This window comes from Aeromonas sp. QDB20, assembly GCF_027707805.1.
Classification (GTDB): domain Bacteria; phylum Pseudomonadota; class Gammaproteobacteria; order Enterobacterales; family Aeromonadaceae; genus Aeromonas; species Aeromonas dhakensis.
In genome coordinates, this window is sequence record NZ_JAPCJC010000001.1 from 247,393 (window position 1) to 272,910 (window position 25,518).

At 61.5% G+C, this 25,518-nt stretch carries 31 protein-coding genes; 9 read left to right on the forward strand and 22 right to left on the reverse strand.

The genetic code is table 11. From position 1 onward, the window contains the following. Window positions 1–92: 92 nt before the first annotated feature. A complete protein-coding gene (locus PG897_RS01045) occupies window positions 93–299 on the reverse strand; it encodes a YaeP family protein (protein WP_043171700.1) in 207 nt (68 codons plus the stop codon). Window positions 300–430: 131 nt separating this feature from the next. Between PG897_RS01045 and ribE2 the strand changes: the two genes are divergently transcribed. Continuing rightward, on the forward strand, window positions 431–1,042 hold the full coding sequence (gene ribE2 / locus PG897_RS01050; protein ID WP_201883565.1) for a riboflavin synthase E2: 612 nt from the start codon (window positions 431–433) through the stop codon (window positions 1,040–1,042). Between the two features lie 85 nt (window positions 1,043–1,127). Here the strand turns inward: ribE2 and PG897_RS01055 are convergent, their stop codons facing one another. The 4 genes from PG897_RS01055 to PG897_RS01070 form a co-directional block, all read right to left on the reverse strand. After that, window positions 1,128–1,331, reverse strand: coding sequence for a CPXCG motif-containing cysteine-rich protein (locus PG897_RS01055; protein WP_005301298.1), 204 nt, complete (start codon window positions 1,329–1,331; stop codon window positions 1,128–1,130). Window positions 1,332–1,594: 263 nt separating this feature from the next. After that, on the reverse strand, window positions 1,595–2,254 hold the full coding sequence (gene hxpB, locus PG897_RS01060) for a hexitol phosphatase HxpB (protein WP_017764382.1): 660 nt from the start codon (window positions 2,252–2,254) through the stop codon (window positions 1,595–1,597). A 127-nt stretch (window positions 2,255–2,381) separates the two neighbouring features. After that, window positions 2,382–3,560: a formate-dependent phosphoribosylglycinamide formyltransferase gene (gene purT / locus PG897_RS01065; protein ID WP_201883566.1), complete on the reverse strand. Its 1,179-nt coding sequence runs from the start codon at window positions 3,558–3,560 to the stop codon at window positions 2,382–2,384. Between the two features lie 85 nt (window positions 3,561–3,645). Continuing rightward, a complete protein-coding gene (locus PG897_RS01070) occupies window positions 3,646–4,536 on the reverse strand; it encodes a DMT family transporter (RefSeq protein ID WP_050559303.1) in 891 nt (296 codons plus the stop codon). Between the two features lie 225 nt (window positions 4,537–4,761). Between PG897_RS01070 and PG897_RS01075 the strand changes: the two genes are divergently transcribed. Continuing rightward, window positions 4,762–5,349, forward strand: a complete 588-nt coding sequence (locus PG897_RS01075) for an FMN-dependent NADH-azoreductase (RefSeq protein ID WP_005301286.1) — start codon at window positions 4,762–4,764, stop codon at window positions 5,347–5,349. A 95-nt stretch (window positions 5,350–5,444) separates the two neighbouring features. Here the strand turns inward: PG897_RS01075 and PG897_RS01080 are convergent, their stop codons facing one another. From PG897_RS01080 to PG897_RS01095, 4 genes are all read right to left on the reverse strand, one after another. Then, a complete protein-coding gene (locus PG897_RS01080) occupies window positions 5,445–5,624 on the reverse strand; it encodes a hypothetical protein (RefSeq protein ID WP_236660883.1) in 180 nt (59 codons plus the stop codon). A 163-nt stretch (window positions 5,625–5,787) separates the two neighbouring features. Continuing rightward, on the reverse strand, window positions 5,788–5,976 hold the full coding sequence (locus PG897_RS01085; RefSeq protein WP_017784784.1) for a DUF4250 domain-containing protein: 189 nt from the start codon (window positions 5,974–5,976) through the stop codon (window positions 5,788–5,790). Then, window positions 5,973–6,443 (reverse strand): MarR family winged helix-turn-helix transcriptional regulator, encoded by a 471-nt coding sequence (locus tag PG897_RS01090; RefSeq protein WP_005301279.1) that lies wholly within the window; start codon window positions 6,441–6,443, stop codon window positions 5,973–5,975. Before PG897_RS01090 ends, PG897_RS01085 begins: the two co-directional genes overlap by 4 nt. 169 nt (window positions 6,444–6,612) lie before the next feature. After that, the gene (locus PG897_RS01095) at window positions 6,613–7,827 is read right to left on the reverse strand and encodes a UPF0149 family protein (protein ID WP_201883567.1); all 1,215 of its coding nucleotides are present in this window, start codon (window positions 7,825–7,827) and stop codon (window positions 6,613–6,615) included. A gap of 212 nt (window positions 7,828–8,039) precedes the next feature. On the opposite strand from PG897_RS01095, the gene PG897_RS01100 reads away from it, so the two are divergent. After that, on the forward strand, window positions 8,040–8,915 hold the full coding sequence (locus PG897_RS01100) for a CvfB family protein (protein ID WP_019840419.1): 876 nt from the start codon (window positions 8,040–8,042) through the stop codon (window positions 8,913–8,915). Continuing rightward, complete coding sequence (locus tag PG897_RS01105; protein ID WP_201880718.1) at window positions 8,916–9,227, forward strand: DUF1289 domain-containing protein; 312 nt, start codon at window positions 8,916–8,918, stop codon at window positions 9,225–9,227. A 43-nt stretch (window positions 9,228–9,270) separates the two neighbouring features. On the opposite strand, the gene PG897_RS01110 is transcribed toward PG897_RS01105, so the two are convergent. Next, entirely contained in the window at window positions 9,271–9,594 is a 324-nt protein-coding gene (locus PG897_RS01110; protein WP_005301259.1) for an HI1450 family dsDNA-mimic protein, read from the reverse strand. A gap of 145 nt (window positions 9,595–9,739) precedes the next feature. Here PG897_RS01110 and PG897_RS01115 point away from each other — a divergent pair, with 145 nt between their 5' ends. Next, window positions 9,740–9,874 (forward strand): hypothetical protein, encoded by a 135-nt coding sequence (locus PG897_RS01115; RefSeq protein WP_017764392.1) that lies wholly within the window; start codon window positions 9,740–9,742, stop codon window positions 9,872–9,874. 23 nt (window positions 9,875–9,897) lie between these two features. On the opposite strand, the gene mtgA is transcribed toward PG897_RS01115, so the two are convergent. The 5 genes from mtgA to minC all read right to left on the reverse strand — a co-directional run bounded on the left by mtgA (window position 9,898) and on the right by minC (window position 12,994). Further along, on the reverse strand, window positions 9,898–10,605 hold the full coding sequence (gene mtgA, locus PG897_RS01120; RefSeq protein WP_017779732.1) for a monofunctional biosynthetic peptidoglycan transglycosylase: 708 nt from the start codon (window positions 10,603–10,605) through the stop codon (window positions 9,898–9,900). 53 nt (window positions 10,606–10,658) lie between these two features. Continuing rightward, window positions 10,659–10,985, reverse strand: coding sequence for an HI1450 family dsDNA-mimic protein (locus PG897_RS01125; RefSeq protein ID WP_005301255.1), 327 nt, complete (start codon window positions 10,983–10,985; stop codon window positions 10,659–10,661). A gap of 198 nt (window positions 10,986–11,183) precedes the next feature. Then, window positions 11,184–11,450 (reverse strand): cell division topological specificity factor MinE, encoded by a 267-nt coding sequence (minE, locus tag PG897_RS01130; protein ID WP_005301252.1) that lies wholly within the window; start codon window positions 11,448–11,450, stop codon window positions 11,184–11,186. A 2-nt stretch (window positions 11,451–11,452) separates the two neighbouring features. Next, window positions 11,453–12,265, reverse strand: a complete 813-nt coding sequence (gene minD, locus PG897_RS01135; RefSeq protein ID WP_005301248.1) for a septum site-determining protein MinD — start codon at window positions 12,263–12,265, stop codon at window positions 11,453–11,455. A gap of 18 nt (window positions 12,266–12,283) precedes the next feature. Beyond that, window positions 12,284–12,994, reverse strand: a complete 711-nt coding sequence (gene minC / locus PG897_RS01140; protein WP_201880716.1) for a septum site-determining protein MinC — start codon at window positions 12,992–12,994, stop codon at window positions 12,284–12,286. Window positions 12,995–13,101: 107 nt separating this feature from the next. Here minC and PG897_RS01145 point away from each other — a divergent pair, with 107 nt between their 5' ends. Continuing rightward, window positions 13,102–13,383, forward strand: a complete 282-nt coding sequence (locus PG897_RS01145; protein WP_017764394.1) for a YcgL domain-containing protein — start codon at window positions 13,102–13,104, stop codon at window positions 13,381–13,383. Continuing rightward, window positions 13,380–14,339, forward strand: a complete 960-nt coding sequence (locus PG897_RS01150; RefSeq protein ID WP_201880714.1) for a lytic murein transglycosylase — start codon at window positions 13,380–13,382, stop codon at window positions 14,337–14,339. The genes PG897_RS01145 and PG897_RS01150 overlap by 4 nt, the downstream gene beginning before the upstream one ends. 163 nt (window positions 14,340–14,502) lie before the next feature. Here the strand turns inward: PG897_RS01150 and PG897_RS01155 are convergent, their stop codons facing one another. The 3 genes from PG897_RS01155 to ppnP form a co-directional block, all read right to left on the reverse strand. Next, on the reverse strand, window positions 14,503–15,873 hold the full coding sequence (locus PG897_RS01155) for an L-serine ammonia-lyase (protein WP_005301233.1): 1,371 nt from the start codon (window positions 15,871–15,873) through the stop codon (window positions 14,503–14,505). 276 nt (window positions 15,874–16,149) lie between these two features. Next, complete coding sequence (locus tag PG897_RS01160) at window positions 16,150–17,532, reverse strand: L-serine ammonia-lyase (RefSeq protein ID WP_005301231.1); 1,383 nt, start codon at window positions 17,530–17,532, stop codon at window positions 16,150–16,152. 204 nt (window positions 17,533–17,736) lie between these two features. Then, window positions 17,737–18,021: a pyrimidine/purine nucleoside phosphorylase gene (ppnP, locus tag PG897_RS01165; RefSeq protein WP_010633884.1), complete on the reverse strand. Its 285-nt coding sequence runs from the start codon at window positions 18,019–18,021 to the stop codon at window positions 17,737–17,739. 269 nt (window positions 18,022–18,290) lie between these two features. On the opposite strand from ppnP, the gene PG897_RS01170 reads away from it, so the two are divergent. Then, a complete protein-coding gene (locus PG897_RS01170) occupies window positions 18,291–19,529 on the forward strand; it encodes a dicarboxylate/amino acid:cation symporter (RefSeq protein WP_005301229.1) in 1,239 nt (412 codons plus the stop codon). A 56-nt stretch (window positions 19,530–19,585) separates the two neighbouring features. On the opposite strand, the gene PG897_RS01175 is transcribed toward PG897_RS01170, so the two are convergent. Continuing rightward, window positions 19,586–19,981 carry a MerR family transcriptional regulator gene (locus PG897_RS01175; protein ID WP_201880712.1) on the reverse strand — a complete coding sequence of 132 codons (396 nt, stop codon included), beginning with the start codon at window positions 19,979–19,981 and terminating at the stop codon, window positions 19,586–19,588. Window positions 19,982–20,102: 121 nt separating this feature from the next. Here PG897_RS01175 and PG897_RS01180 point away from each other — a divergent pair, with 121 nt between their 5' ends. Then, entirely contained in the window at window positions 20,103–21,266 is a 1,164-nt protein-coding gene (locus PG897_RS01180; RefSeq protein ID WP_201880710.1) for an acetyl-CoA C-acyltransferase, read from the forward strand. Here PG897_RS01180 and PG897_RS01185 read toward each other — a convergent pair. The 3 genes from PG897_RS01185 to PG897_RS01195 all read right to left on the reverse strand — a co-directional run bounded on the left by PG897_RS01185 (window position 21,263) and on the right by PG897_RS01195 (window position 25,423). After that, entirely contained in the window at window positions 21,263–22,486 is a 1,224-nt protein-coding gene (locus PG897_RS01185) for an EAL and HDOD domain-containing protein (protein WP_201880708.1), read from the reverse strand. The two genes, PG897_RS01180 and PG897_RS01185, sit on opposite strands and share 4 nt — an antisense overlap. A 128-nt stretch (window positions 22,487–22,614) precedes the next feature. After that, window positions 22,615–23,871: an OmpP1/FadL family transporter gene (locus PG897_RS01190; protein WP_201880706.1), complete on the reverse strand. Its 1,257-nt coding sequence runs from the start codon at window positions 23,869–23,871 to the stop codon at window positions 22,615–22,617. 253 nt (window positions 23,872–24,124) lie between these two features. Beyond that, the gene (locus tag PG897_RS01195) at window positions 24,125–25,423 is read right to left on the reverse strand and encodes an outer membrane protein transport protein (RefSeq protein ID WP_005301224.1); all 1,299 of its coding nucleotides are present in this window, start codon (window positions 25,421–25,423) and stop codon (window positions 24,125–24,127) included. Between the last annotated feature and the right edge of the window lie 95 nt (window positions 25,424–25,518).

Genomic DNA, 25,518 nt, shown 5'->3' on the forward strand with positions numbered 1-25,518 from the left:
CCTTTGCACTCCAGAAGCGGGAGTGCAAAGTGCGGGGGGGTCATTCTAGCCTGAAATTCATCCGGGACGAAACGATTGGTGCAAGCCCGGGATCAGGCGTCTTCGTGATCGCTGATCAGCAGGTTGGCGGCGGCGTAGGCGGCCTGCTCGCGCAGATCCGCCGGCACCCGCTCATCCGATGCCACGGCGTTGAGCACCCTGATGGTGGCGGCGATGGCCTGCGGCACATAGCCCTGCTCGCCGGAGCCAATCTGGTTGTAGGCGATACGAATGGCCTCACAGCATTGATATACCTGCATTTTTGTTTCCTTGTCAGCACTTGGTTTGAATGCCGTCACTATAGCGATCGGCCGCCTGCTTGTCAGCGGTTGCGCTTGTCTGGGGTGCGCGGCGAGGTTACCCTGCCTTTTTTCGTAGCAGGAGACGAGACATGTTCACCGGCATAGTGCAGGGGACCGCCGAACTGGTGGCTATCGAAGAGCTGCCCAACTTTCGAACCCACGTGATCCGCATGCCGAGCCCGGCCTGGGGCGAGGGGCTGGCGCTGGGCGCCTCCGTGGCCCACAACGGCTGCTGCCTGACCGTCACCCGGGTCGAAGGGGAGCTGGTCAGCTTCGATCTGATGCAGGAGACCCTGCGCCTCACCAACCTCGGCCAGCTGCAGCTGGGGGACAAGGTCAACGTGGAGCGGGCTGCCCGCTTTGGCGACGAGATCGGCGGTCACGCCATGTCCGGCCACATCATGGGCACCGCGCAGGTGATCTCGGTCATCGACACCCCCAACAACCGGCAGGTGTGGTATCGCCTGGCCCCAACGCTGATGAAATACGTGCTGACCAAGGGCTACATCGGCATCGACGGCATCAGCCTTACCGTGGGCGAGGTGCGCGGCTGCGAATTTTGCGTCAACCTGATCCCCGAGACCCTGGCCCGCACCAACCTCGGCTGGGTCAAGGCCGGCTGGCAGACCAACATCGAGATTGACCCCCAGACCCAGGCCATTGTCGACACGGTGGAGCGGGTGCTGGCGGCCCGCCAATAAGGCGCAGGCGCGGCCGTTTAGGCGAAAAGGAAAGCGGGGCCCAGTGGACCCCGCTTTGTTTTGCGCTATTCCCTGTCAGGGCGACTCAGAACATCTGTTCGTCGTCAGCATCCACGAAGAGTTGCAGGCAGTCGCGCGCCTCATCCCGGTGCAGTCGCAGGTGGATGGGGTTGCAGCAGGCCATGCAATCCTCATAAAACTCCTGATCCCCTTGGCTGGCATCCAGCTCGACCCGGGTATGATGGCCACAGTGGGGGCAGACGATGCGCTTGCTGGTGTACTCGATCATGATGACCTCCTCGGGCCCGTGGGCCGCCTCTCTCCCCAGATTCTAGCTTGATCACACCTGCCTGACCGCGAGCAAGCGCACGATTATGACCGGGATCAAGGGAGGCAGGAGGTCAGTCCGCCAGAGCGTGGTTTATTTGACCCAGCTGGCCAGCATCTCGCTATTAAGCTCGGCCAGCGAGCGCAGCTGATGGTCGGCGATGGCCAAGCGTGGGTCACCCACCAATGCCGGGTACATGGGAACGATCTGCGCCTGCTGGTCGTTTACTTGACCCAGCTGGTCAGCATCTGGGCATCCAGTTCGGTGAGCGAGCGCAGCTGATGGTTGGCAATGGCCAGACGCGGGTCACCCACCAGCGCTGGATCCGGCACAATCAGCGCGGTCATGGAGGCCGCCTTGGCCGCCAGCAGACCGGTAAAGCTGTCCTCGATGGCGAGGCAATGCACCGGCTCGACTCCCAGCTTCTCGGCGGCGTGGATATAGACATCCGGGTGCGGCTTGCCAAAGCGCTCCACCTCGGCGGAGTGCACCGCCAGGAAGCGATCGCGAATGCCGAGCTTGCCGAGCACGGCCTCCACCATGGCAAAGGGGGAGGAGGTGGCCAGACCGATTTTAAGGCCTTGCGCCTCGATGAGGTCGAGTGCCTCCAGCACGCCAGCCTTGGCCTGACCTTCGGAGAGGATCAGGGCGTTGACCCGATCCAGGATGCGCTGCACCACCTCTTCCTGGCTGGGGCCGCTCCAGGGGCGCAACCGATACCAGTGGGCGACCAGCTGATCGATGCGCACGCCTATGGTCGATTCGCAATCTTCCACCGTGTGGGGATGGCCCAGCTCGGAGAACACAGCCATCTGGGCCCGTTGCCAAAAGGGTTCCGAGTCGATCAGAACACCATCCATATCGAAGATCACGGCAGTTAACATCTTGTACTCCTGACATAGGTGAAGGGGGGATTATAAACAAGGTGCCTCAATGCAAAAGGGGCATTGCCATGCCCCTTGCGCTGGATCATGCTGGCAAACGTTTGATTTCGTGTGCCAAAAAGTGGGCTTAGAACAGCACCTTGACGCCGGCCGCGACCGCTTTGGCTTTTTCTACCGCCTCGTCGCACTGCTCGGCTCGCGTCAGTGCCACGCCGAGCCGGCGGCGACCGGCGATCTCCGGCTTGCCAAACAGCCGCAGCTGGGCACCTGGCACCAGCGCCAGCGCCTCGCCAATCCCCTGATAGCGGATGTCCTGACTGTGCCCTTCACGCAGCACCACGGCGGAGGCGCTCGGCCCGTACTGGGTGATGGTGCCGATGGGCAGCCCCAGAATGGCGCGCACGTGCAGGGCGAACTCGGAGAGATCCTGGGAGATGAGGGTCACCATGCCGGTGTCGTGGGGGCGCGGCGAGACCTCGCTGAACCACACCTCGTCACCCTTGATGAAGAGCTCGACCCCGAACAGGCCGTAGCCGCCCAGCGCCTCAACCACCTTGGCCGCTACCTCCTTGGAGCGGGCAAGAGCCAGTTCGCTCATGGCTTGCGGCTGCCAGGATTCGCGGTAGTCGCCATCTTCCTGGCGATGGCCGATGGGTTCGCAGAAGTGGATACCGTCCACCGCGCGTACCGTGAGCAGGGTGATCTCGTACTCGAAGGGGACGAAGCCCTCGACGATCACCTTGCCGCGACCGGCGCGACCGCCCTCCTGGGCATAGGTCCAGCTCTCGTCGAGTTTGGCGAGATCGCGCAGCACGCTCTGCCCCTTGCCGGACGAGCTCATTACCGGCTTCACCACGCAGGGCAGGCCGATGGTCTCGACGGCGGCGATGAACTCCTCCTTGCTCTGGGCAAAGCGGTAGGGGGAGGTGGGCAAGCCCAGCGTCTCGGCGGCGAGGCGGCGGATCCCCTCCCGGTTCATGGTGAGCTGGGTGGCGCGGGCGTTCGGCACCACCTTGACCCCTTCCTGCTCCAGGGCGGCCAGGGTATCGGTGGCGATGGCTTCCAGCTCGGGGATGATCAGATCCGGTTTGACCTCGTTGACCAGGGCGCGCAGGGCGTCACCGTCCAGCATGTCCAGCACATGGGCGCTGTGCGCCACCTGCATGGCGGGGGCATCGGCATAGCGGTCGGCGGCGATCACCTCGATGCCGAAGCGTTGCAGCTCGATGGCGACCTCCTTGCCAAGTTCGCCGGAGCCCAGCAGCAGGGCGCGGGTGGCGCCGGGGCGGGTAGCGGTTCCAAACATGTGATCTCTCCTGATGTCGTGGGTGACGGTTGATGAATGCTATTGCACGAATAGCGGGCAAAAAAAGAGGCACGCATGGCGTACCTCAGGAAATAGATTTATGGGCGCGCTGCTCCAGATGGGTGAGCAGGGTGATGGCGCCGATGATGATGGCGGCTCCCAGCCACAATCGGCCGGGCGGCGCCCAGCCAAACACCAGCCAGCCGGCCAGCACGTTCATGGGCAGCTTGGCAAAATCAAAGGGTTGCACGAACGAGGCCTCGGCCACGCTGTAGGCGCGGGCGATGGACATCTGGGCCAGCGCCGACAGCACGCCGGAGGCGGCTACCAGCAGCCACTGGGTTTCGCTCGGCCACTGCCACTCCGGCAGCGCCAGCATGGCGTTGAACGGGGTGCTGAAGATAAGCAGGTAGACGACGATGGTGTGGGACGACTCGCTCGCCGCCTGATAGCGCACCAGCAAGGAGTAGCCGGCCCAGAACAGGGCCGCCGCCACCGGCAGCAGGGAAGCCCAGCTGAAATCGTCGGTCCAGGGGGCCAGGATCAGCATGGCGCCGACAAAGCCGGCCAGGGTCGCCAGAATGCGGGCCCGGCTCACCTGTTCCTTGAGAAAGAGGGCCGACCCCAGAGTGGCAAACAGCGGCGAGGTCATCAGCAGCGCTATCCCCTGCCAGATGGGAACGGGGACTGCCAGCGCCCACAGCCAAAACTGGATGCCGACCACCGCCAGGGCAACCCGCAGCAGGTGCAGCCGCAGCTGGTTGGTCATCAGCGACTGGCGCAGGCCGTGGCGAATGAGCCAGGGCAGCAGACAGACCAGGGCAATCAGATATTGATGGAAAGCGACCTGGGTCGAGGGGAGGCCGAGCTTGAAGCTGACATACTGGCTCAGGCTGTTGACGGCGGCGAAGCAGAGGCCCGCTACCATCATCCAGACTGCACCGGCAAAGGGGGAGTGCCTGCGCGAGGGTGTCATGGGATCCGGGTCGCTGAAAAAAGTGCGGCGGATCATAACGGCAATCGTTTGTTCTGCCAAGCCTTGGCGGGACGGGAGAGAGGCGGCTGGCGAGAGAATGCACTACCATCAAATTTTTTGAATAAGTTGAGCATCTATTTTCGCTATCTGTATAGAAGCCCAATGTTTAGAGTGACCTCCATCGACAGCACCGCTGTTCAACCGACAACCTAATGGAGTTTCACCATGGCCAATATCCTCGTACTCAAGTCCAGCATCCTGGGCCAATATTCCCAATCCAACGCCCTGATCGACGGTTTCCTGGCCGACCATCAGTCCGACACCGTCACCGTGCGTGATCTGGCGGCCCTGAACCTGCCGGTACTGGATGGCGAGCTGGCGTCTGGCCTGCGCGGTGGTGAAAACCTCAACGAGCGTCAACTGGCCGTGCTGGCCCAGTCCGACGAGCTGATCGCAGAGCTCAAGGCGAGCGATCTGGTGGTGATTGCCGCCCCCATGTACAACTTCAACATCCCGACCCAGCTGAAGAACTGGATCGATCTGGTAGCCCGCGCCGGCGTGACCTTCCGTTACACCGAAACCGGTCCGGTCGGCCTGGTGGAAAACACCCGCGCCCTAGTGATCAGCCCCCGCGGCGGCATGCACGTCGGCAGCGCCACCGATCTGGTGACCCCCTACATGCGCACCGTGCTGGGCTTCATCGGCATCAAGGAGGTGGACTTCATCTATGCCGAAGGCATGGGCATGGGTCCGGATGCCCAGGCCAAGGGCATCGAGCAGGCCAAGGGCCAGCTGGAGACCCTGGCCCTCTGATCAAGAGAGCAACCCGCCATACGCCAGAAAGCAACAACGCAGCCCTAGGGCTGCGTTGTTTTTTGGTGCCTGATCGGATGAAGCGGCCCGTCAGGTCAATCCCGCAGAAAGCGGCGACAGCCGCTGCCGACCATCAGGCAGACCACCACCAGGGAGCCCAGCAGCAGAGTGGTGAGCCACTGCTCGGCGCTGTCGGGCTGGTGGGGCGAGAGGAGGCTGATCATCAGCAAGGCACAGAGGGTGATCAGGCTGGCGGGACGGGTCAGAAACATCATGGGTCATCCTTGGCTACGGCTGGTGAAGAGAAGGCTAACCGCGGTCTGTGACAGCAAGATGTATCCATACCTCTTGCCGATGGTCAGTTGACCGGGGTAGCCATCACCATAGCAGCTTTTGCCGCCGGAGCCAGCGGCATGGGCCGGGTTGTGATCCGGATCCCTATCTGAACTGCTTCTGATCGTCCTGATAGTGGAAATCGCCGCTGGCCAGCCGGGCGACCAGCGCCGCCTTGTCGAGATCCTGCGCCTTGCAGAGATCATCGAGATCATCGTAGCGATCACGCAGCTGCATGTTGACCAGGCTCAGCAGCATGTTGACGTCCATGGTGGCAAAGTTGTTGAGGTTCATGATGGGCGCTCGTTATCCAGCAGGTGAAGTTGTTCGATGGCATCGCTGACGCTTTGCAGGTGCAGACGGATGGATTGGCGCGCCTCGGCCGGCAGGTAGTCGGTGAGGGTGTGCTGCCAGCTGCCCGCTTCGCTCTTGAGCTGCTGGAACAGGGTGAGCCCCGCCTGGGTGAAGGAGACCAGGCTGACCCGCTTGTCGTGCTCGCTGCTTTCGGTGAACAGGATCCCTTTCTCCACCAGCCGGTGAATTTCGCGGGAGATCCGTACCTTGTCCATCCCGCTCGCCTCCACCAGCTCTTTCTGACTGATGGGGTAGTGGGGGCCGAGCACCATCATCAGGCGCCATTGAGGCACCGTCAGCTGATAGCGTTGCTGGTAAAACTGTTCGAAGGTATCACGCACCATCTCGGCGGCGTGTACCAGCTGATAGGGGGGATAGTGGGCAAGCAGCTCTATGATCTTTGACATATGACATCCTGCTGTGACGGCTGCATCGGGTGCAGTTTCTCTTGATACTTTGACCTTGATGATACGTAACACAGGGCCGTTTGTCTGAACAAGTACCAGAGAAATGTGCGGTTGCGCACGTCATCCGCCGCAACCGGGTCTATTCGAAGCTGGTTTTACTGTCGCTGGCTCAGCCTTTGCGCAGCCAGAGCAGGGCGTTGTGCTTGAGCCAGGCCTCGCGGCTTTGCAGGGTGTAGAGCGCCGCTTCGTCACGGCTGCCAGCCTGCCAGCTGTGGGGCTCCTGTTTGGGCAGCTTGCGCTGGCCCAGCAGACAGGCCGGTACATGGGCGTTGGCCTTGACGGCGGCGGCCAGCAGCGGCTGCGCGGCCTCGGGGCCAGCGCAGACGAACGTCATCAGCGCCTTGTTGTAGAGCAGCCAGCTGGAGGCTTCATCAAAGCGCACCAGCAGAGCCTGCAGGGCCGACCAGTCCCCTTGCAGGGCATAGAGGCTGGAGAGGGGATAACGGCAACCCAGCTCATCGGCCACGCACAGCTTGAGCAGGGCCAGATATTCGCTGCGCGCCTGTTCCAGCTGGCCGAGACGCAACAGGCAGTCGGCCCGCCCGGCGCGGGCGGCCAGCAGCGGGCGCGCTTCGTGGGCACTCCAGCCATGGCCGGCAATCTGCTGCCAGAAGGCGGCGTCGAACAGCGGCTCAGCGTCGGCGATCACCTTGTCAAACCAGCCGAGGCGGCTGTGCGGATCGCGGCTGGCATCGGCCAGTTCGAACCACTGCTGCCACTGCTCGGCCTGCTGGCTGTCCAGCGCCTGCTCCGTGCTCGGCACGGCCTGATACTCATCTAATTGCAGCAGCTGGTTGAGGGCGGTCTTCATGTTCTGGCGCTGACGCTTGCAGAACTCCATGAAGGGGAGGTCACTGCCGGCGGCCGCGTGCAGCATCTGCGCCATCGGCTTGTCGCGAAACAGGCTCAGCTCGGCGGCCAGGCTGAAACGGTACTGGGTGGTAGGATCGTTCAGATCCCTGGGCTTGGGCCAGGTGGCAAAGCCCTGGCTGAAGCCGTAACACCATTGACCGAGGGGGTGGCTCTGCTCGAACACCTGCTCCGGGCTCTCGGTGGAGAGGCGGCACTGGCTCGGCAGGGCGAGCTGGGCCTCATCGGCCTGGGTTTCCAGCTCGGCGATCAGGTGGCGCAGCGCCTCGGCGCTTTTTTCATCCAGCTCGGCGTCATGGGGCAACAGACCGGCCAGCGGGGCCTGCCAGTCAGGGGCATCCGGCCCGACCAGGCGGGCACACAAAAAGCCGTGCAGCGCCGGGTAGGTCATGTCCTGCCCACTGTGGGTCTGGATCCATTGATTGAGATGACGGGTACGAGTGGATGGATTCATCGACAGTTCCTCTGGATTTTGACAGCGGCGAAGTCTACCCAAAAGTGGGGTTATTTGCAGCAAAAGGGCGGCTGACTGGCGATTATATGGACACGCCCCGGCCAAAAGGCCTTGAAAATCACCCGCGAACAGGGCAAGGGACTAGGCCCTGTTACCGCTCTTGGGGTAACATGCGCGCCCATACAGGCAATGAAAAATTGGCCATCCGGACAATGAAAGAAGAGAACACCATGCTACAGATTGGCAAGATGAACACCCTTACCGTAGTCGAGCTCGAAGATCGGGGCGCCTGGCTGGCGGCTGGCGAAGAGTACGGCGAGCTGCTGCTGCCCAAGCGTCAACTGCCGGAAGGGGTGGCGGAAGGGGACGGCGTCAAGGTCTTCCTCTATCTGGATGCCGACTGCGAGCCGGTGATCACCACCGACAAGCCGTTTGCCATGGTGGACGACATCGTCGGCCTCAAGGTGGTCAATGCCAACAAGATTGGTGCCTTCCTCGACTGGGGCATGAAGAAGGATCTGTTCGTACCAAGCCGCGAGCAGAACAAGCCGATGCAGGTGGGCCATGTCTATCTGGTGCGGCTGATGCTCGATCACGAGGGGCGCATGGTGGGCACCAGCCGCCTCGAGCGGTTCCTGCGCACCGACAAACCTCCCTTCAAGGCCGGTGACGAAGTGACTGCCCTGCCTGGCGAGCGCACGCCGCTCGGCATCAAGGCCATCGTCAATGGCGAGTACTCCGGCATGCTGTTCAAGAACGAGGTGTTCGGCCGGGTGACCACGGGCCGTCCGCTGACCGCCTGGGTCAAGCAGGTGCGTGATGACGGCAAGCTGGATCTGACCCTGCAAAAGCCGGGCGTGGCGCGGCTGGACGATGCCGGCGAGCAGATCCTGGCCCGCCTCAAGAAGCAGGGCGGCAGCCTGGCGGTGGGTGACAAGAGCGAACCCGAGCTCATCTACAAGCTGCTCGGCATGAGCAAGGGCACCTTCAAGAAGGCCATCGGCGGCCTCTACAAGCAGGGCAAGCTGGTTATCGATGACTACAGCATCACATTGACGGGCGACGATCAGCGCGAAGGCGGCGAATAAGTGCCGAGCCCCTGCGTCGGTGCGTGCCGGGCGAAAGACGGTCTCTGCCTTGGCTGTGGCCGTACCCTGACCGAGATAGGTCGCTGGTCCGCCATGGAGAGCGAGGCCCAGCTGGCGGTGATGGCGCAGCTGGATGGTTCCACCAGCACCCATCACTGCCCCGGCTGCGGTGAACCGACCTTTTGCGCCGTGTCGGCCGGAGCGACCATCGACCAGTGCTGGTGCAGCCAGCTGCCGGCCCTGCCCATGGGGGAGGCCGATGCCTGCTGGTGCCGGCGCTGTCTGGCGAAGGCCATCGCGGCCCGGCCTTGAGCAATGATCACCGCAAAAGAAAAAGGCGCCGAGGGCGCCTTTTTCATGCCTGTTGCTGACGGTGCCAGCGCACGTGGACATCGTGCTCATTGCTATGACGGGGCAGCAGGAAGGTGGCAAAGATCACCTCAAACTCCTCCTGATGGTCCAGCAGACCCACCCACACTTCGACCCAGCGCTCCATGTCCACCGGCACACCGAGCTCGGTTGACCAGTCGGCATTGGGCAGGGTCGCCTCGACGGCGCCACGCTGTTCGAACTCCAGGGTGATGTCGACGATTTGTTCGGGGGCCAGCATGTCTGCGGCCTGCTCAAGAAACTGATCATAGGCCCATTCGACCAGCTGATCCGGGGTACGCTGTTCCATGAAATCACTCCAGATACATCGAGGTTCGCTACTGTAGCAATTATTGGCGGTGGCGGCCAGACCAGTGGGAAGGGTGCGCCAGCGCCGGGCAAGGCTGACTGGAGTTGGGTATGGTTGAAGAGGGGTAGGGCAAGGGAGAGCGGGCATGAAACGGCGGACGAGACGGCAGCAGATCAAGCGGCGGCGGGAGACCTGGTGGTGGCACTACCTGCCGCTGCATCGGGGCACGGTGGGCGGGCACCTGGGGCCCTCCACCGACGAGGCCGGGCTCGCACCGTGAACAAGCCCGACACCCATCAGGCATCAGTCTGCCTGATGCACCTTGTTGAGGGTCACCTGCCCCAGCTGGCCCATCTGGCGACGGATCCAGGCCGAGCGCTGCTGAACGTAGGGCGAGGGGGGCTTGACCCGGTAGCGCCAGGGGTTGGGCAGGGCTGCCGCCAGCAGTGACGCCTCGTAGCGGGTGAGACGTATCGCCGGCTTGCCAAAGTAGTGTCTGGCAGCGGCCTCGGCGCCGTAGATACCGGGCCCGAACTCCACGATATTCAGGTACACCTCGAGGATGCGGGACTTGTCCCAGCCCAGCTCCATCAGCAGGGTGAACCAGGCCTCGATCCCCTTGCGCAGGAAGCTGCGATCGCTCCACATGAAAAGGTTTTTGGCGGTCTGCTGGCTGAGGGTGCTGGCGCCGCGCACCCGCTCGCTGTGCTGATTGTGCTTGAGTGCCGAGCTGATGGCATCCATGTCGAAGCCGTTGTGCTCGGCAAAGCGCTGATCTTCGGCGGCGATCACAGCCAGCTGCAGCTCGCGGGAGATCTGCTCGAGCGGCACCCAGTCGTGCTTCACCTCGGCCACCTTGGCAGGGGGAAACAGCGCCCGCTCGATGCGCCAGGTCCACATGGGCGGATCGATGAAGCGCAGCAGCGCCACCGAGACGATGGTGCTGAGCAGGGCTGCCAGCAGCAGCTTGCTGAGCCAGTTCAGCAGGCGCCGTGCCGGATTGGGCCGCACGGGCTCTGGCTCCGACTCCCAGATGTAGTGACTCGGATCATCGGGATCCGGAATTATTGGGGCAGCCATTCGATGTGGCAGAACTTCTCGTCAACACGGCGGGAGAGCAGCATGCGGGCGAACAGGTGCTCGTACTCTTCCTGCTCGTTGCCAAGGCCGATCCAGATCTCGGCGTACTCGGCGTCGCTGACCTCGAAGCCAACGTCCGCTTCCCAGTCATCGGCCGGATCGGTTTCCGCCAGCAGGCCGCGGTCGTTGAACTCCTGATTGAAGCGGGCGATCTCCTGCTCCGGCAGGTTGTCGGAGGCCAGCTCCATGAAGAGTTCGAGGGCGGTGTCGAGCAGTTCCTCGACGCTGTGCATTTCGTCATTCAAAGACATAAGCGGTCTGTTCCAGCTGATAAATAAAGAAAAACACCGACGGCCCGGCCGCACGGTGGCGCGCCGTATTCTAGCCGTCCCCCACGGGCTTGGCGAGTGCAGCAGCGCCCTTGACCCGGTTGCGGCAATAAAAAACCGGATCCTGGCAGCAGGATCCGGTCTTCATTGGGGGAAAGGGTCACGCATAGGGCGTCAGGCTCATCCCTTCTTGTCGTCGGCGAAGGTGATGTTGAGCTCGAGTACCGACAGCTCATCACTCTTCTTGTCGAGCTGGACCGTGATCTTGTCAGGGTCTATCTCCACATATTTGCGGATCACGTCGAGGATATCCTGCTTGAGCTGGGGCAGGTAATCCGGCCCCCCTCTGGATGAACGCTCGTGAGCCACGATGATCTGCAACCGCTCTTTGGCCAGTTGTGCGGTGCTCTGTTTCTTGTTGGAACGAAAATAATCCAATAATGACATGCTTAACTCCCGAACAGTCGGCTAAAGAAGCCCTTCTTCTCTTCTTCCAGAAAACGAAAATCCTTGGTGTCACCCAACAGGCGGGCAACGGCGTCCTCATAGGCCTGACCGGCATCGGACTCCTTGTCCAGGATGACGGGCTCGCCGGAGTTGGAGGCGCGCAGCACCGCCTGGGACTCCGGGATCACCCCGAGCAGTTTGATGGCCAGGATCTCCTGTACGTCCTGCACGCTCAGCATGTCGCCGCGGTTGACGCGGGTCGGGCAGTAGCGGGTCAGCAGCAGGTGCTCCTTGATGGGGTCTTCGCCACGCTCGGCACGGCGGGACTTGGAGGCCAGGATGCCGAGGATGCGATCCGAGTCACGCACGGAGGAGACTTCCGGGTTGGTGGTGACAATAGCTTCATCGGCGAAGTAGAGCGCCATCAGGGCGCCGGCTTCGATCCCCGCCGGGGAGTCGCAGACGATGTAGTCGAACTGCATCTCGCTCAGCTGATCCAGGATCTTCTCGACCCCTTCGCGGGTGAGGGCATCCTTGTCCCGGGTCTGGGAGGCGGGCAGGATGAACAGGTTCTCGCAGCGCTTGTCCTTGATGAGGGCCTGGTTGAGGTTGGCCTCGCCATTGATGACGTTGACGAAGTCATACACCACGCGCCGCTCGCAGCCCATGATGAGGTCCAGGTTTCGCAGGCCAATGTCAAAATCGATGACCACTGTCTTGTGGCCACGCTGGGCTAAACCGGTACTCAGGGCCGCGCTGGTTGTGGTCTTGCCAACGCCACCTTTACCCGATGTAACGACTATGATTCGCGCCATTCTCGCTTCCTTGTAACTCTATTTGATACGGTCTATACGGAGTTGTTCGTTATCCAGCCGGACATGAACCGGCTGCTGGATGAGGCCGGCCGGCAATGCATCGCTGAGCTGGAAGGTGCCAGCGATGGAGAGCAGCTCGGCCTGCAGTTGCTGGCAATAAATCCGTGCCTGGGGGTTGCCCTTGGCGCCGGCAATGGCCCTGCCGCGCAGAGTGCCATAAATATGAATACTGTCGTCGGCGATGACTTCGGCGCCCGGGCTGACCGAGCCCAGCACCACCAGAGAGGTGCCGGCGGCATAGAGTTGCTGGCCGGAGCGAACCGGGCCCACATGCACCTTGCTCGCTATCACCGGTGCCGGCACGGGTTTCGTTTCTACGATGGGGGCCGGCGCCGGTTCTGGCTGGGGTTCGGCCTTGCGGCTCTTGCCGGAGGCCATCACCGCCAGCCCTGCCGCCTTGGCGGCCGTCTTCATCGCCTCGTTCTGGGCCCCCGTGATCCCGACCAGCACGAAGTCTTCCGATTCCACCAGCTCCTTGAGCTGTTCGAAGTCGGGGATCTCTGTGAGCCGTTCCACATTGATGACGAGGGGGGCACAATTAAAGAACTGGGGCGCCTGGGCCACTTTGGCCGCCAGCAACTGGCGGATCCGCTCAGGCTTGCCATCGCTGATATGCAACACAGAAATAGTGAAGGTGGTCCCTTTCAATTCGTTATCGCGCTCAACCATGAATCTTCCCCGAGACAGAGACGGTAATCCGTTATTGTTATTCAATTCCTGATGTTATAGTTTGCCATCCTCAGAGGCAATAAACCGGTTGGATTATATCAATTTCCATGTTGTGTGCAGTCTATAAAAGTCGCAAAAAAGCCGAGACCTATCTTTTTGTTGAAAGAAGAGAGGACTTTTCCCGCGTACCCGAGGTGCTGATGAGTACATTCGGCCGTCCCGAACTGGTATTGATGACCAAACTGGACCCAGCCAAGCCCTTGGGGATCGCCTCCACCAGCCGGGTGATGGAGGCGCTGCAGAGTCAGGGCTTCTACCTGCAGATGCCCCCGCCGCCGGAAAACCTGCTGGAGCAGCACAAGGCTCAATTGAAGGCCGAACGGAAATGAAGAGGCGGCTGGCACTGCTGCTGATGGGGGGATTGTCGAGCCACCCGCTGCAGGCCAGCCCCGATTTTGACCATTATGTGACGGGCCTCAAACAGGAGGCCCTGGCTGCCGGGATCCAGCCCGCGACCATTGCTGCCGCCTTCGCCGATATTCATCTGATCGAGGTCGCCATTCGGCACGATAAAAATCAGCCGGAATTTAAACAGACCCTCGCCACTTATATTTCCAACGCGGTGCCGCAGTGGAAAGTCAATCAAGCCAAACGCCTATATCGTCAGTATTTGCCGCTGCTCACAAAAATAGGGGCGGAATATGATGTGCAACCCCGCTTTATTGTCGCCCTGTGGGGCATTGAAACCAATTTCGGCAAATTGACCGGCAAATATCCGCTGGTCTCGTCGCTGGCGACCCTGGCCTGGGAGGGGCGCCGTGAGGCCTTCTTCAAGGGGCAGCTGTTCGATGCCCTGCACATGCTGGAAGAGGAGCCGATCACCCCGGCCGAGCTCAAGGGCTCCTGGGCCGGCGCCATGGGGCAGGTGCAGTTCATGCCCTCATCCTTCCGTCAATACGCGGTCGACCAGGACGGTGACGGCAAGAAGGATCTGTGGGGGACGCCGGCGGATGTGTTTGGTTCGGCAGCCAATTATCTGCGCCAGAACGGCTGGCACGGGGATGAAACCTGGGGGCGCCGGGTGAGGGTGCCCACCGGTCTGGATCCTGCGCTGGTCGGGCTTGAAGATACCCGAACGCTGTCGGCATGGCAGGCCCTCGGGGTACGCAAAGCGGATGGCGGCGCCTTGCCCGCGGTGAAGATGCAGGCCTCGCTGGTGCAGCCCGACGGGGGAGGGGGAGCTGCCTATCTCGCCTATCCCAATTATCGGGTGTTGCGCGAGTGGAATCGCTCCCACTATTTCGTGGTGGCGGTGGGGACCCTGGCCGATCGCCTGGTGGAATAAGCCTGAGGTACTCTGGCCATCAATCGCGGCCGGGCAGCAGGATGGTCCCGGAAATTAGCGAGCCAGCCCCAGGGAAATGGCGCCATGAAGAAGGTGATGAGTGGGAAATAATGGGCAATAAAAAAGGCGGGAATTCCCGCCTTTTGCATTTGCCGTTATCTGCTTAGTCGCAGGCAACCTGCATCACCTTGATGGCCAGGCCACCGCGGGAGGTTTCACGGTACTTGGAGTCCATGTCCTTGCCGGTGATGTACATGGTCTCGATCACCTTGTCCAGCGAGACGCGCGGCTTGGAGGTACGACGCAGCGCCATGCGGGAGGCGTTGACCGCCTTCATGGCGGCGATGGCGTTACGCTCGATGCAGGGCACCTGCACCTGACCGGCAACCGGGTCACAGGTCAGACCCAGGTTGTGCTCCATGCCGATCTCGGCAGCTTCACAGACGTGCTCGGGGCTGCCGCCCATCAGCTCGGTCAGGCCGGCGGCGGCCATGGAGCAGGAGACGCCCACCTCACCCTGGCAGCCCACTTCGGCGCCGGAGATGGAGGCGTTCATCTTGTAGAGCATGCCGACGGCCGCCGCAGCCAGATAGAAGCGGGTATAGTCGTCACGGCCAACCGGCTGGATGAACTTGTCGTAGTAGGCCAGCACGGCCGGGATGATGCCGGCGGCGCCGTTGGTCGGCGCGGTCACCACACGGCCACCGGCCGCGTTCTCTTCACTGACCGCCAGGGCAAACATGTTGACCCAGTCGACGATGTTCATCGGATCGTTGGAGAGGTTCTCGTTGGTGGTCAGCTGGCGATAGAGCGGCGCAGCACGGCGCGGTACGCGCAGCGGGCCGGAGAGGACGCCCTCGGTGCGGCAGCCACGCTCGATCCCTTCACGCATGGTGGTCCAGATCTTGCCAAGCTTCTTGTAGATCTCTTCCGGAGTGTTGAAGCACTTCTCGTTCTCCATCATCAGGGCGGAGATGGAGAGGCCGGTCTGGCTGCAGTGGGCGATGAGCTCGGCCGCGCTCTTGAACGGGTAGCTGACGGACATGTCGCCGCTGTCGCCCTTGCCGAAGTTCTCTTCGTCAACGATGAAACCACCGCCGATGGAGTAGTAGGTCTTGCTGTAGACGGCTTCGTCTTCGATGAAGGCGGTCAGCTTCATGCCGTTTTCGTGCAGCGGCAGGGCTTCGTCATGGAACACCATGGCGTCGCGCGGGAAGCTGACGGTGTGGCAGTGCAGGCCGATGGGCAGACGACCGGTCTGTTCGACGCGGGAGATGAACTCGGGGATGCCGTCGATATCGACATTTTCCGGCAGGTTGCCCGCCAGACCCATGATGATAGCGGTATCGGTGTGGTGACCTTTACCGGTCCAGGAGAGTGAGCCGTAGACATCGACCTGGATCCGGGTGATGTCACGGATCTTGCCGCCTGCACGCAGTTCATCCACGAACTGTTTGGCTGCCTTCATCGGGCCGACAGTGTGGGAAGAGGAGGGGCCAACACCGATTTTGAAGATATCAAAAACGCTGATCATGTAACAATTACCTCAGGATAGAAGGGGGCGCCATGCCCACTCGCAGAAACGGGGTGATCCATGGGACGAGGGCGTCGTCGCCGAGGTCAATGAACCAGATAACCACAGTGTAACGGCTCAAAGCCCAAAAAAAGTTGAAATAGATCTATTTTTGTTGAATCAGAGCGGCGAGTATAAAATTTATTTTGATGCTTATCCATTTTGTTAAGCGTTTGCCCATAAAAATACCCGACAATGCCGGGTATTTAGGAACCAAATGGAGCAAGTTACCGATTTTTAACACTCGGTGATGTTAACCGCCAGGCCGCCGCGGGCCGTTTCCTTGTATTTGGTCTTCATGTCGTTGCCGGTTTCCCACATGGTTTTGATCACTTTGTCCAGCGACACCTTGTGCTCGCCGGTGCCGCGAAGGGCGAGGCGGGCGGCGTTGATCGCCTTGACCGCCCCCATGGCATTGCGCTCGATGCAGGGTACCTGCACCTGGCCACCCACCGGATCACAGGTGAGCCCCAGGTTGTGCTCCATGCCTATTTCGGCGGCGTTTTCGACAATTGCCGGGCTGCCCCCCAGGATCTCGGTCAGCGCCCCCGCCGCCATGGAGCAGGCCACCCCCACTTCCCCTTGGCAGCCCACTTCCGCACCCGAGAGGGAGGCGTTCTTCTTGTAGAGGATGCCGATGGCGGCGGCGGTGAGGAAGTAGCTCAGCAGCAGCTCGTCATCCACCTTGCGCACGAAGCGATCGTAATAGTGCAGCACGGCGGGAATGATGCCGGCGGCACCGTTGGTGGGGGCGGTCACCACCCGGCCGCCGGCGGCATTCTCCTCGTTGACGGCCAGCGCGAACAGATCCACCCACTCCATCACCATCAGCGGATCCTTGTTGAAGTTGGTCTCGCAGCTGAGCTGGCGATAGAGGGCCGGCGCCCGCCGTTTCACCTTGAGCCCGCCGGGCAGCACTCCCTCGCTGCGACAGCCACGCTCGACGCAACCCTGCATCGCCTGCCAGATCTTGCGCAGGCCCGCCTTGATCTCGGCCTCCGTGCGAAACACCTTCTCGTTGGCCAGCATCAGGCCTGAGATGGAGAGGCCACTCTCCTGGCAGTGAGCCAGCAGCTGGGCGCCGCTCTCAAACGGGTAGGGAACGGGGTGGGCCGCATCGAAGCGGGCGGCCTCCTCCTTGGCGTTGGCGAAGTGGCTCTCCTCGATGATGAAGCCGCCACCGATGGAGTAGTAGGTCTGCTCGAACAGCAGCTGTTCACCGGCGAAGGCGCGCAGGGTCATGCCGTTGGAGTGGGCGGGCAGGGTCTTGCGCCGGTTGAAGATGATGGCGCCGCTGCGGGCGAACTGGCTGGGCTGCTCCCCCGCCAGCCGCAGCGACTGGCTGCGCTCCACCTCGGCCAGGAAGGCGGGAATGGCCTCGATGTCCACCGACTCGGGTTCAAAACCGGCCAGCCCCAGGATGATGGCCTTGCCGGTGCCATGGCCCTTGCCGGTCTGGCCGAGGGAGCCGTAGCACTCCACTTCTACCCGTTCGGTCCGGGGCAGCAGCCCCTGTTGCTTGAGTGCGATGACAAAGGCGTAAGAGGCGCGCATCGGCCCCACGGTATGAGAAGAAGAGGGACCGATCCCGATGGAAAACAGGTCGAAGACACTGATCATGACACCACTCCGATTATGGGTTTCGTCTAAATATTGTAAATTTTTTGTAGTCGATGGAAAGCGGGAAAACCGAGGGGTGTGATGGCGGCACGCAAATGGGGGTGGTTACGGCGAAGGGCAGCCGAGACGGGGAAGAGTACCAGATGAAAAAGAGCGGACTCGGGTCCGCTCTCTTATCCACTTGGGCTGCAGCTTGTCTGCCGCTTAGTCGAGGAACTCGCACAGATAAGCGGTGGGGGTCTTCACTTCCAGCTTGAAGGAGGAGTGGCCGGCCACGTCGAAGGATTGGCCCTGCTCATAGGTGTGCCACTCATCTTCATCGGCCAGCTGGATGGTAAGGGCACCCTTGACCACCGTCATCCGCTCGGGGGCGGCGGTATTGAACTGGTAGTGACCCGCTTCCATCACGCCGACGGTTGCTTTGTCCCCTTTTTGCTCGAAACCGATGGATTTTACATTTCCGTCAAAATATTCGTTAACTTTCAGCATGTTTTCATCCCTGTATGCACGTTTGCCAAGCCAAAATAGCACAATGTTTTGTCAGTTGTCATGATGAAATCGGGAAAAATCGCCGTGTTCCTTTTGAATCTTAATTTTATTGCAAACTTATCAATAACTCCCGTTAACGATTTGGCGATTTCAAACAGCCAATAAATATGAGATAAAGCGCGCGCTCAGGAGAATGGACAGCTGTTCTTCCCCTGTTTGGTTGATTGCACTGGGAAAGTGTAAATAATTGCTACATAAAGGAACATTCTGTGTTAACAAAAGGACTCATTAAGAACGTTGGCTTCCAGGTCGTGGTTGCCATGGTGCTGGGGGCACTGGTGGGGGCGTTCATGGGTGAACAAGCCACCGTGTTCGCACCGCTCGGTACGCTCTTTATCCAGCTCATCAAGATGCTGGTGATCCCGCTGGTGGCGGTGGCCATCCTGTCGGGGGCAGCCAATCTGGGGGCCAGCCCGGCAGCAGGCAAGATTGGCGTCACCACGCTGGCTTTCTTCCTCGGCACCTCGGCGCTGGCGGTGCTGCTGGCACTGGTGATGGGGCAGATCTTCAAACCCGGGATCGGGGTCGAGTTCGGCTCCATGGCCTCCATGTTCTCCGGTGACTATTCCGACAAGGGCGCCCTGCCCGATGCGGTCGCCACCCTGCTCGGGATGATCCCGACCAACGTCTTCCAGTCGCTCAACGAAGCCAACATCCTGCAGATCCTGGTGTTCTGCATGTTCCTCGGCATCGCGCTGGCCAAGCAGCCCCGCGAGCGGGCCAAGCCGCTGGTCGATGGTTTGAACACCCTGGTGGATGCCTTCGTCTGGATGATCAACAAGGTGATGCTGATTGCGCCGCTCGGCGTGTTCGGCCTGATGGCCGACGCCATCGGCACCTACGGCTTCGACGTGCTGACCCTGGTGATCAAACTGTTCGTGGTCTATCTGGCCGCCATCCTGATCTTCGGCTTCGTGGTCTATCCGCTGCTGGTCATGATCTTCTCCAACACCCCGGTGCGCAAGTACCTGTCTGCCATGAAGAAGCCGCAGATCGTCGCCTTCTCCACCGCCTCTTCTATGGCGACCCTGCCGGTCAACATGGAGACCTGCGAGAAAGAGCTGAAGGTGAGCAATGCCACGGCCTCCTTCGTGCTGCCGCTGGGTGCCACCATCAACATGAGCGGCAACGCCATCTATTACGGTCTGGTCGCCATCTTCTTCGCCCAGGTCTATCAGATCGATCTCTCCATGGGTGCCTGGGCTGCCATCATAGTGACCGCCACCCTGGGGGCCATCGGTCAGGCCGGTGTACCTGGCCCGAGCTTCCTGGTGGTCGCCGTGCTGCTGGCCGCCGGGATCCCCATCGAGGGACTGCCGCTGTTGTTTGCGCTGGATCGTCTGTTCGACATGATCCGTACCGCCCTCAACATCACCGGCGATGCGGCCTGTGCCGTCATCGTCGACCGCTACAGCCCGGATTACGACCCGGACCGCTGGAACAAATAATCCAGTTGCAATGAAAAGGGGCCCGCGGGCCCCTTTTTTATGCTTGTCTGTTTGCCTCAGCCGAGCTGCTCCAGCGCCTGCTGGCAGCGCTGCTCGGCGGCGTCCAGCTCCAGCAGCACCATCTTGATGTCTTCCAGCTGCTGCTGCAGGGTATCCCGCTTGTCGGCCACCAGTCCCAGCATGGTCTGCAGCTGGGTACGGCTGCTCTTGTCCGCATCGTAGAGATCGAACAGATCGCGGATATCCGCCAGGCTGAAGCCCAGTCGCTTGCCGCGCAGGGTCAGCTTGAGCCGCACTCTGTCCTGCCGACTGTAGATCCGGGTCTGTCCCTGCCGGGCAGGATTCAAAAGTCCCTGATCTTCATAAAAACGAATACTTCGGGTCGTAACATCAAATTCACGGGCCAGTTCGCTGATGCTGTAGGTCCGCGTGTCATCCTTGGTTCGGTTCATGGCGCTATCTTGGCTGTCAATCCTGGCTGGCACCTTACCCAAACGTCAACTGCCCCGCAAGTCTTGTTCCCTCAGCGGTGGCAGCATATGTTATTCCAATGTAACAAGGAGAGTGCAATTGATGGATATCGTGATAGTTGCGGCCAAACGTACCCCCATGGGGGCCTTCCAGGGGGCCCTAGCCAACCTGACGGCTCCCGAGCTGGGCGCCTGTGCCATTGCCGCGGCCATGGCAGAAGCTGGGCTCAAGGGGGAGCAGATCGATGAAGCCTATCTGGGCAACGTGCTGAGTGCCGGGGTTGGCCAAGCACCCGCCCGCCAGGCGGTACTGAAGGCAGGCTTGCCGGACAGCATCCCCTGCACCACGGTCAACAAGGTGTGCGGTTCCGGCATGAAGGCGGTGATGCTGGCGGCCGATGGGTTGCGGCTCGGCGATACGAACGTGGTGATCGCCGGCGGGATGGAGAGCATGAGCCGCGCCCCCTATCTGCTCGACAAGGCGCGCAGCGGTTTTCGGATGGGGCACCAGAGCGTGCTCGATCACATGTTCCTCGACGGACTGCAGGATGCCTACGAAGGTCAGCTGATGGGGCATTATGCCCAGCTGAGCGCCGATCGCGCCGGGTTGACCCGTGCCGATATGGATGCCTTTGCCATCGCATCGCTGGAGCGGGCGCTGGCGGCCCAGCGCAGCGGGGCCTTTGCAGCAGAGTTGGCGCCGGTGAGGGCCGGAGATACCCTGCTGCTGGCCGAGGATGAGCAGCCTGCCAAGGCCAGGCCCGAAAAGATCCCCCAGCTCAAGCCGGCCTTCAGCAAGACGGGCACCATCACGGCAGCCAATGCCAGCTCCATTTCGGATGGGGCGGCGGCGCTGATCCTGATGCGTTCCGACACTGCCGCGCAGCTGGGGCTGCCGGTGCTGGCGCGACTGGTGGGTTATCAGAGCCACGCGGCCCTGCCCGCCGAGTTTACCAGCGCGCCCATCGGGGCCATCGAGGGCTTGTTGGCCAAGGTGGGCTGGCAGGTGGGCGAAGTGGATCTGTTCGAGGTCAACGAGGCATTCGCCATGGTGAGCATGCTGGCCATGGCGGGCTGCAAGCTGCCCCATGACAAGGTGAACGTGAACGGCGGCGCCTGTGCCCTCGGTCATCCGCTGGGAGCAAGTGGCGCCCGGATCCTGGTGACCCTGATCCACGCCTTGCGCGAACGTGGCCTCAAGCGCGGGATCGCCAGTCTGTGCATCGGGGGTGGGGAGGCGACCGCGGTCGCCATCGAGCTGGGTTAATCTGTCTCCGCCATCGCCTGGAGTTGCTGGTTGACCCAGGCGGTGGCGGTCAGATAGAGCTGGCTGACCTTCTCTTCATTGAGCCCGAGCCGGGCCGTTCTGGCAGTGATCCGCTGCCAGTTCGCATTCTCGTAATCTTCGCAAAACGACAGGTAGAACCCCAGGTTGCCCTTGCGTTCCAGCAGGGCGACCCGGATCTCCTCGATCAGCGGAATGGTGCCGAGCAGCTTGTCCATCGGCTGCTCCATCAAGACGTCGAGCAGGGAGAAAAGGCCGGTGATGAAGGCCTGCTGAGCCTCTTGGGTCGGCGCATGGGTATGGGCCAGCAGCTCGCAGAAACGGGCCCGGATCATCGACATCTGATAGAGCTCGGCGCTCTTGCCCTGGCCGGCGCTGGTGGCGGCCACCAGGGTCACGAAGCGCTTGAGCTGGGTGTGGCCGAGATAGACCGCCGCCTGGCGAAAGGAGGAGATGGGGTTGGCGTGGCTCTTGAGATGGTTGACGTAACGCAGCAGCTTGAGGGACAGGGAGATGTCCTGACTCAGCAACTGCTCGATGCGGTTGAGATCCGGCTCGGCCTGGTTGACCACGTTGAGCAACTGCATCACCACCACCTGGGCTGGCTCCATGGTGGCCTGCTTGACCATTTCGGGGCGGCTGAAGAAGAAGCCCTGGAACAGGTCGATACCGAGCCGCTTGGCCCGCTCGAACTCCGCCTTGTCTTCCACCTTCTCGGCCAGATAGGTGAGCTTGAGCTGTTGATGCTGCTGGATGAACACCTTGATCCGCAACAGGGAGGTGGCGCGCAGATCGAACTTGATGATGTGGATGTAAGGGAGGAAGCGCTCCCAGTCCGGCGACATGGTGAAGTCATCGAGAGCGAGCTGATAGCCCAGTCCGTGCAGCTGTTTCACCTTGGCCAGCAGCGCATCGTCGGGATCGGCATCTTCCAGGATCTCGATCACCACTTTCTCCGGCGGCAGGCACTCGGCCAGCCCTTCCAGCAGCAGGGAGTGAGGGAAGTTGATGAAGCAGGGGCGACCGCCGAGCAGCTGATCGATGTTCTGTTGCAGGAACTGTTCGACCACCAGTCTGGCGGTGGCTTGCTGGGAGGAGATGGGAGGAAACACGTTATCCAGACTGTCGCGAAACAGCAGCTCATAGGCGTGGGTCTTCAACTCCCGATCCAGGATGGGCTGCCTTGCTACGTATGAATACATGCATCTCTCCAGCGGGTGTACTGGATTGATTTTATTGTGAAGCCGCCCACTATGCCAGCGCTTGGAGGCCAGAAACGGTCAATAACTGGCATAGTGCTTGAATGGGCGGGCAAGGGTGCCCGCCCGCGTCAGAACAGGTAATTGAGCTGCAGACCGGCCAGCCAGGCGTCCCCTTCCGAAGTGCCCTGGAAGGTGGAGGTGGTTTGCGGTATGCCGGGTTTGAGCTGCATGGTCTCGCTCACGTCCACCTTCTTGCCGTCGATCAGCGTCACCCCCAGATCCAGCGAAAGGTTGCGATCGATCTGATAACCCACCCCGGCGCTGTACCAGACCCGATCCGAGTCGGGGATGGAGATGGTGCGGCGATCCGCCGGGACCGGGCTGCGGTCATAGGCAAGGCCGGAGCGCAGCTGCCATTGCGGCGCCAGCTGGTAGGTCAGGCCCAGCGCGTAGCGCCAGCTGTCCTCCCAGTGCTCGTCCTTGATGTGCATGACTCCGTGGTGATCGAGCTCGGACTCCAGCTGTACGAACTTGCTCCAGTTGGTCCAGTTGATGCTCGAATGCAGCGCCAGCGCCGGCGTCAGTTGATGGAACAGGGCCAGCTCGGCGGTGGCGGGCAGCGGCAGCTCCAGGCTGCCGGTATCGGTGAAGGGCTGCCCGTTCTGATCGATGCCGATGGCGTCGCCTGAGAGCTTCAGGGTGACGTCGTGGCGGTAGGAGAGGCCGATGCGGGTCGCGTCCGACAGCTCCAGCAGGGTGCCCAGGTTCCAGCCCATGGCCCAGCCATCCCCTTTCAGGTGCTTGGCGATCTGGTTGTTGGACGGGAAGGTGCCACCCACTTCCCCTTCGCCCTGAATGGCGGAGAGGCCGGCGCCGACGGACCAGACGCGGTTGACGCGATAGGCCAGCGAGGCGCCCAGATCCACGGTCTTGATGTCGGAGACGTTGCCGAAGTGGCCGGCATTGTAGTTGTCCGGCATCTTGACGCCGAGCCCGTAATAGGAGGTGGCGGCCAGCCCCAGGCGCCACTGATCGTTGAGCGGCACTATCAGGTAGGCGTTGGGCACCCAGGCATCATCGGCGATGTCGTGGGCCGCCGCATCCAGGTCGACCGGCCCTCTGGCGGTCGGCACCCGGGTGGTGCCCTCGATGTTGACATCGGGGTGCACATAGATGAAGCCACCGGAGAAGGCCATGGTATCGAAACGGGTCATGGCGGCGGCATTGCGGGAGAGCACGCTGGCATTGTCGGCGATGGCGGCTTCGCCCGCGAAGGCGCGGCCCATGCCGGTGGCGGATTGCTCGGCCAGCTGGAAACCTGCCGCCTGGGCCTGGCTCGACAGCACCAGCAGGGCGATGAGAGACGGCTTCATGATGGAGTGCATTGCATTGTCCTTGAAAGTGAACCTTGGGTTCGAACGTTTTTCTGATTGGATGCAGGATTTTATATGGTACGACCAGTAAGGCAACGGGCGCGGAGGCAGGTGGTTCAAAACGGGATTAAATGCTGGAGGATGTGCTGCTAATAGCTTGATAAAAAAAGAAAAGCGTACAGTTGTTTACTACAGATGTACGCTGAAACAGGCATTGCGCATAAAAAAAGAGCGCCCGCAGGCGCTCTGGTCAATTCGCTGATGATCAGAATTTCATGTTGAACTGAGCGGAAGCGAGGAAGGCGTTGCCGTGGGAGGTGCCTTTCCAGCGCAGGGCTTCGTTGCTTTCAACCAGCTTCTCGTTGACGTCCACTTTCTTGCCGTCCAGATAGGCCATGCCGAAATCGACGCTCATGTCCTTGTCGATGTGGTAGGTGGCACCGGCGCTATACCATACGCGGTCGGAGTCCGGGATGCTCAGGCTGCGGTATTCCGGCTCGATCGGGGTGTTGTCGTAGGCAAAGCCGATACGCGCTTCCCAGGACGGGTTGACGTACCAGGTACCGCCCAGGGAGTAGCGGGTGGAGTCCTTGAACTTCTCCGGCTTGTAGAGGCAGACACCGGCACCGTCGGTACTGTTGCACTGGCCGCTGGTGGCCTTCAGCTCCTGGAAGGCGCTCCAGTCGGTCCAGTTGACGGAGTAGTGCACCGCGAACTGCTGGTTCAGACGGTGGTAACCGGCGAACTCGGCCTGGGCCGGCAGATCCAGCGGCAGCTCGCCACCGACGGTCTTGAAGCCGGAGGAAGTACCCTGGTAGTCACCCTTGAATTTCAGATCCACCTGGGAGCGGTAGGTCAGGGCGAAGCGGTTGTTTTCGTTGACTTCGAACATGGTGCCCACGTTCCAGCCGTAACCCCAGTCGTCACCCTTCAGGTGGCTGACGATGGTGTCCTTGCCGACACCCGGTACGCTGCTCAGCGGCGGCACGGCGGCCAGCACGCCGGCACGGCGGTTCAGTTCAGCCTTGGCATAGACCAGGTTCACACCGGCACCGAAAGTGAAGTGCTGGTTGACGCGGTAGGCGATGTTCGGGTTGATGTTGAAGGTCAGCAGTTCGGTGTTGCCGGCAATGGAGCCACCGTTGAAGTTCTCGGTGTACTCGGTCGACAGACCGTAGTTGGAGAACAGGCCGATGCCCCAGGCCCACTGATCGTTCAGCGGCTGGATGAAGTAGGTGGCGGGAACGAAGGCGCTCGGTGCGATGCCGCTCTCGCTGGCGCCGGCCATCTTGGCGGAACCTGCATAGATGTCACCATTTACATCCACGTCCGGCTTGATGTAGGTGCCGGATACGGAGAACGCCATCTTGTCAAACTGGGTCATGGCTGCCGGGTTGCGGGACAACACGGAGGCGTTGTCTGCCACGGCGGCTTCCCCGGCGTACGCACGGCCCAGACCGGAGGCTGAGTGTTCGTTCAGCTGAAACGCGGCGGCGAAGGTTTGGGTACTGGCCAGAGTGACGGCGGCAGCGATCAGGCTCTTTTTGAAAAAGGCAGTTGTCATAGTGTTCTCTCTTGTAGGCAGATTTTCTGTCAGCATCGGGGCTTTTTTGCCTCCGTATGTGACAAGATCTGTTGTTATTTCAGCTTCTTCCCATT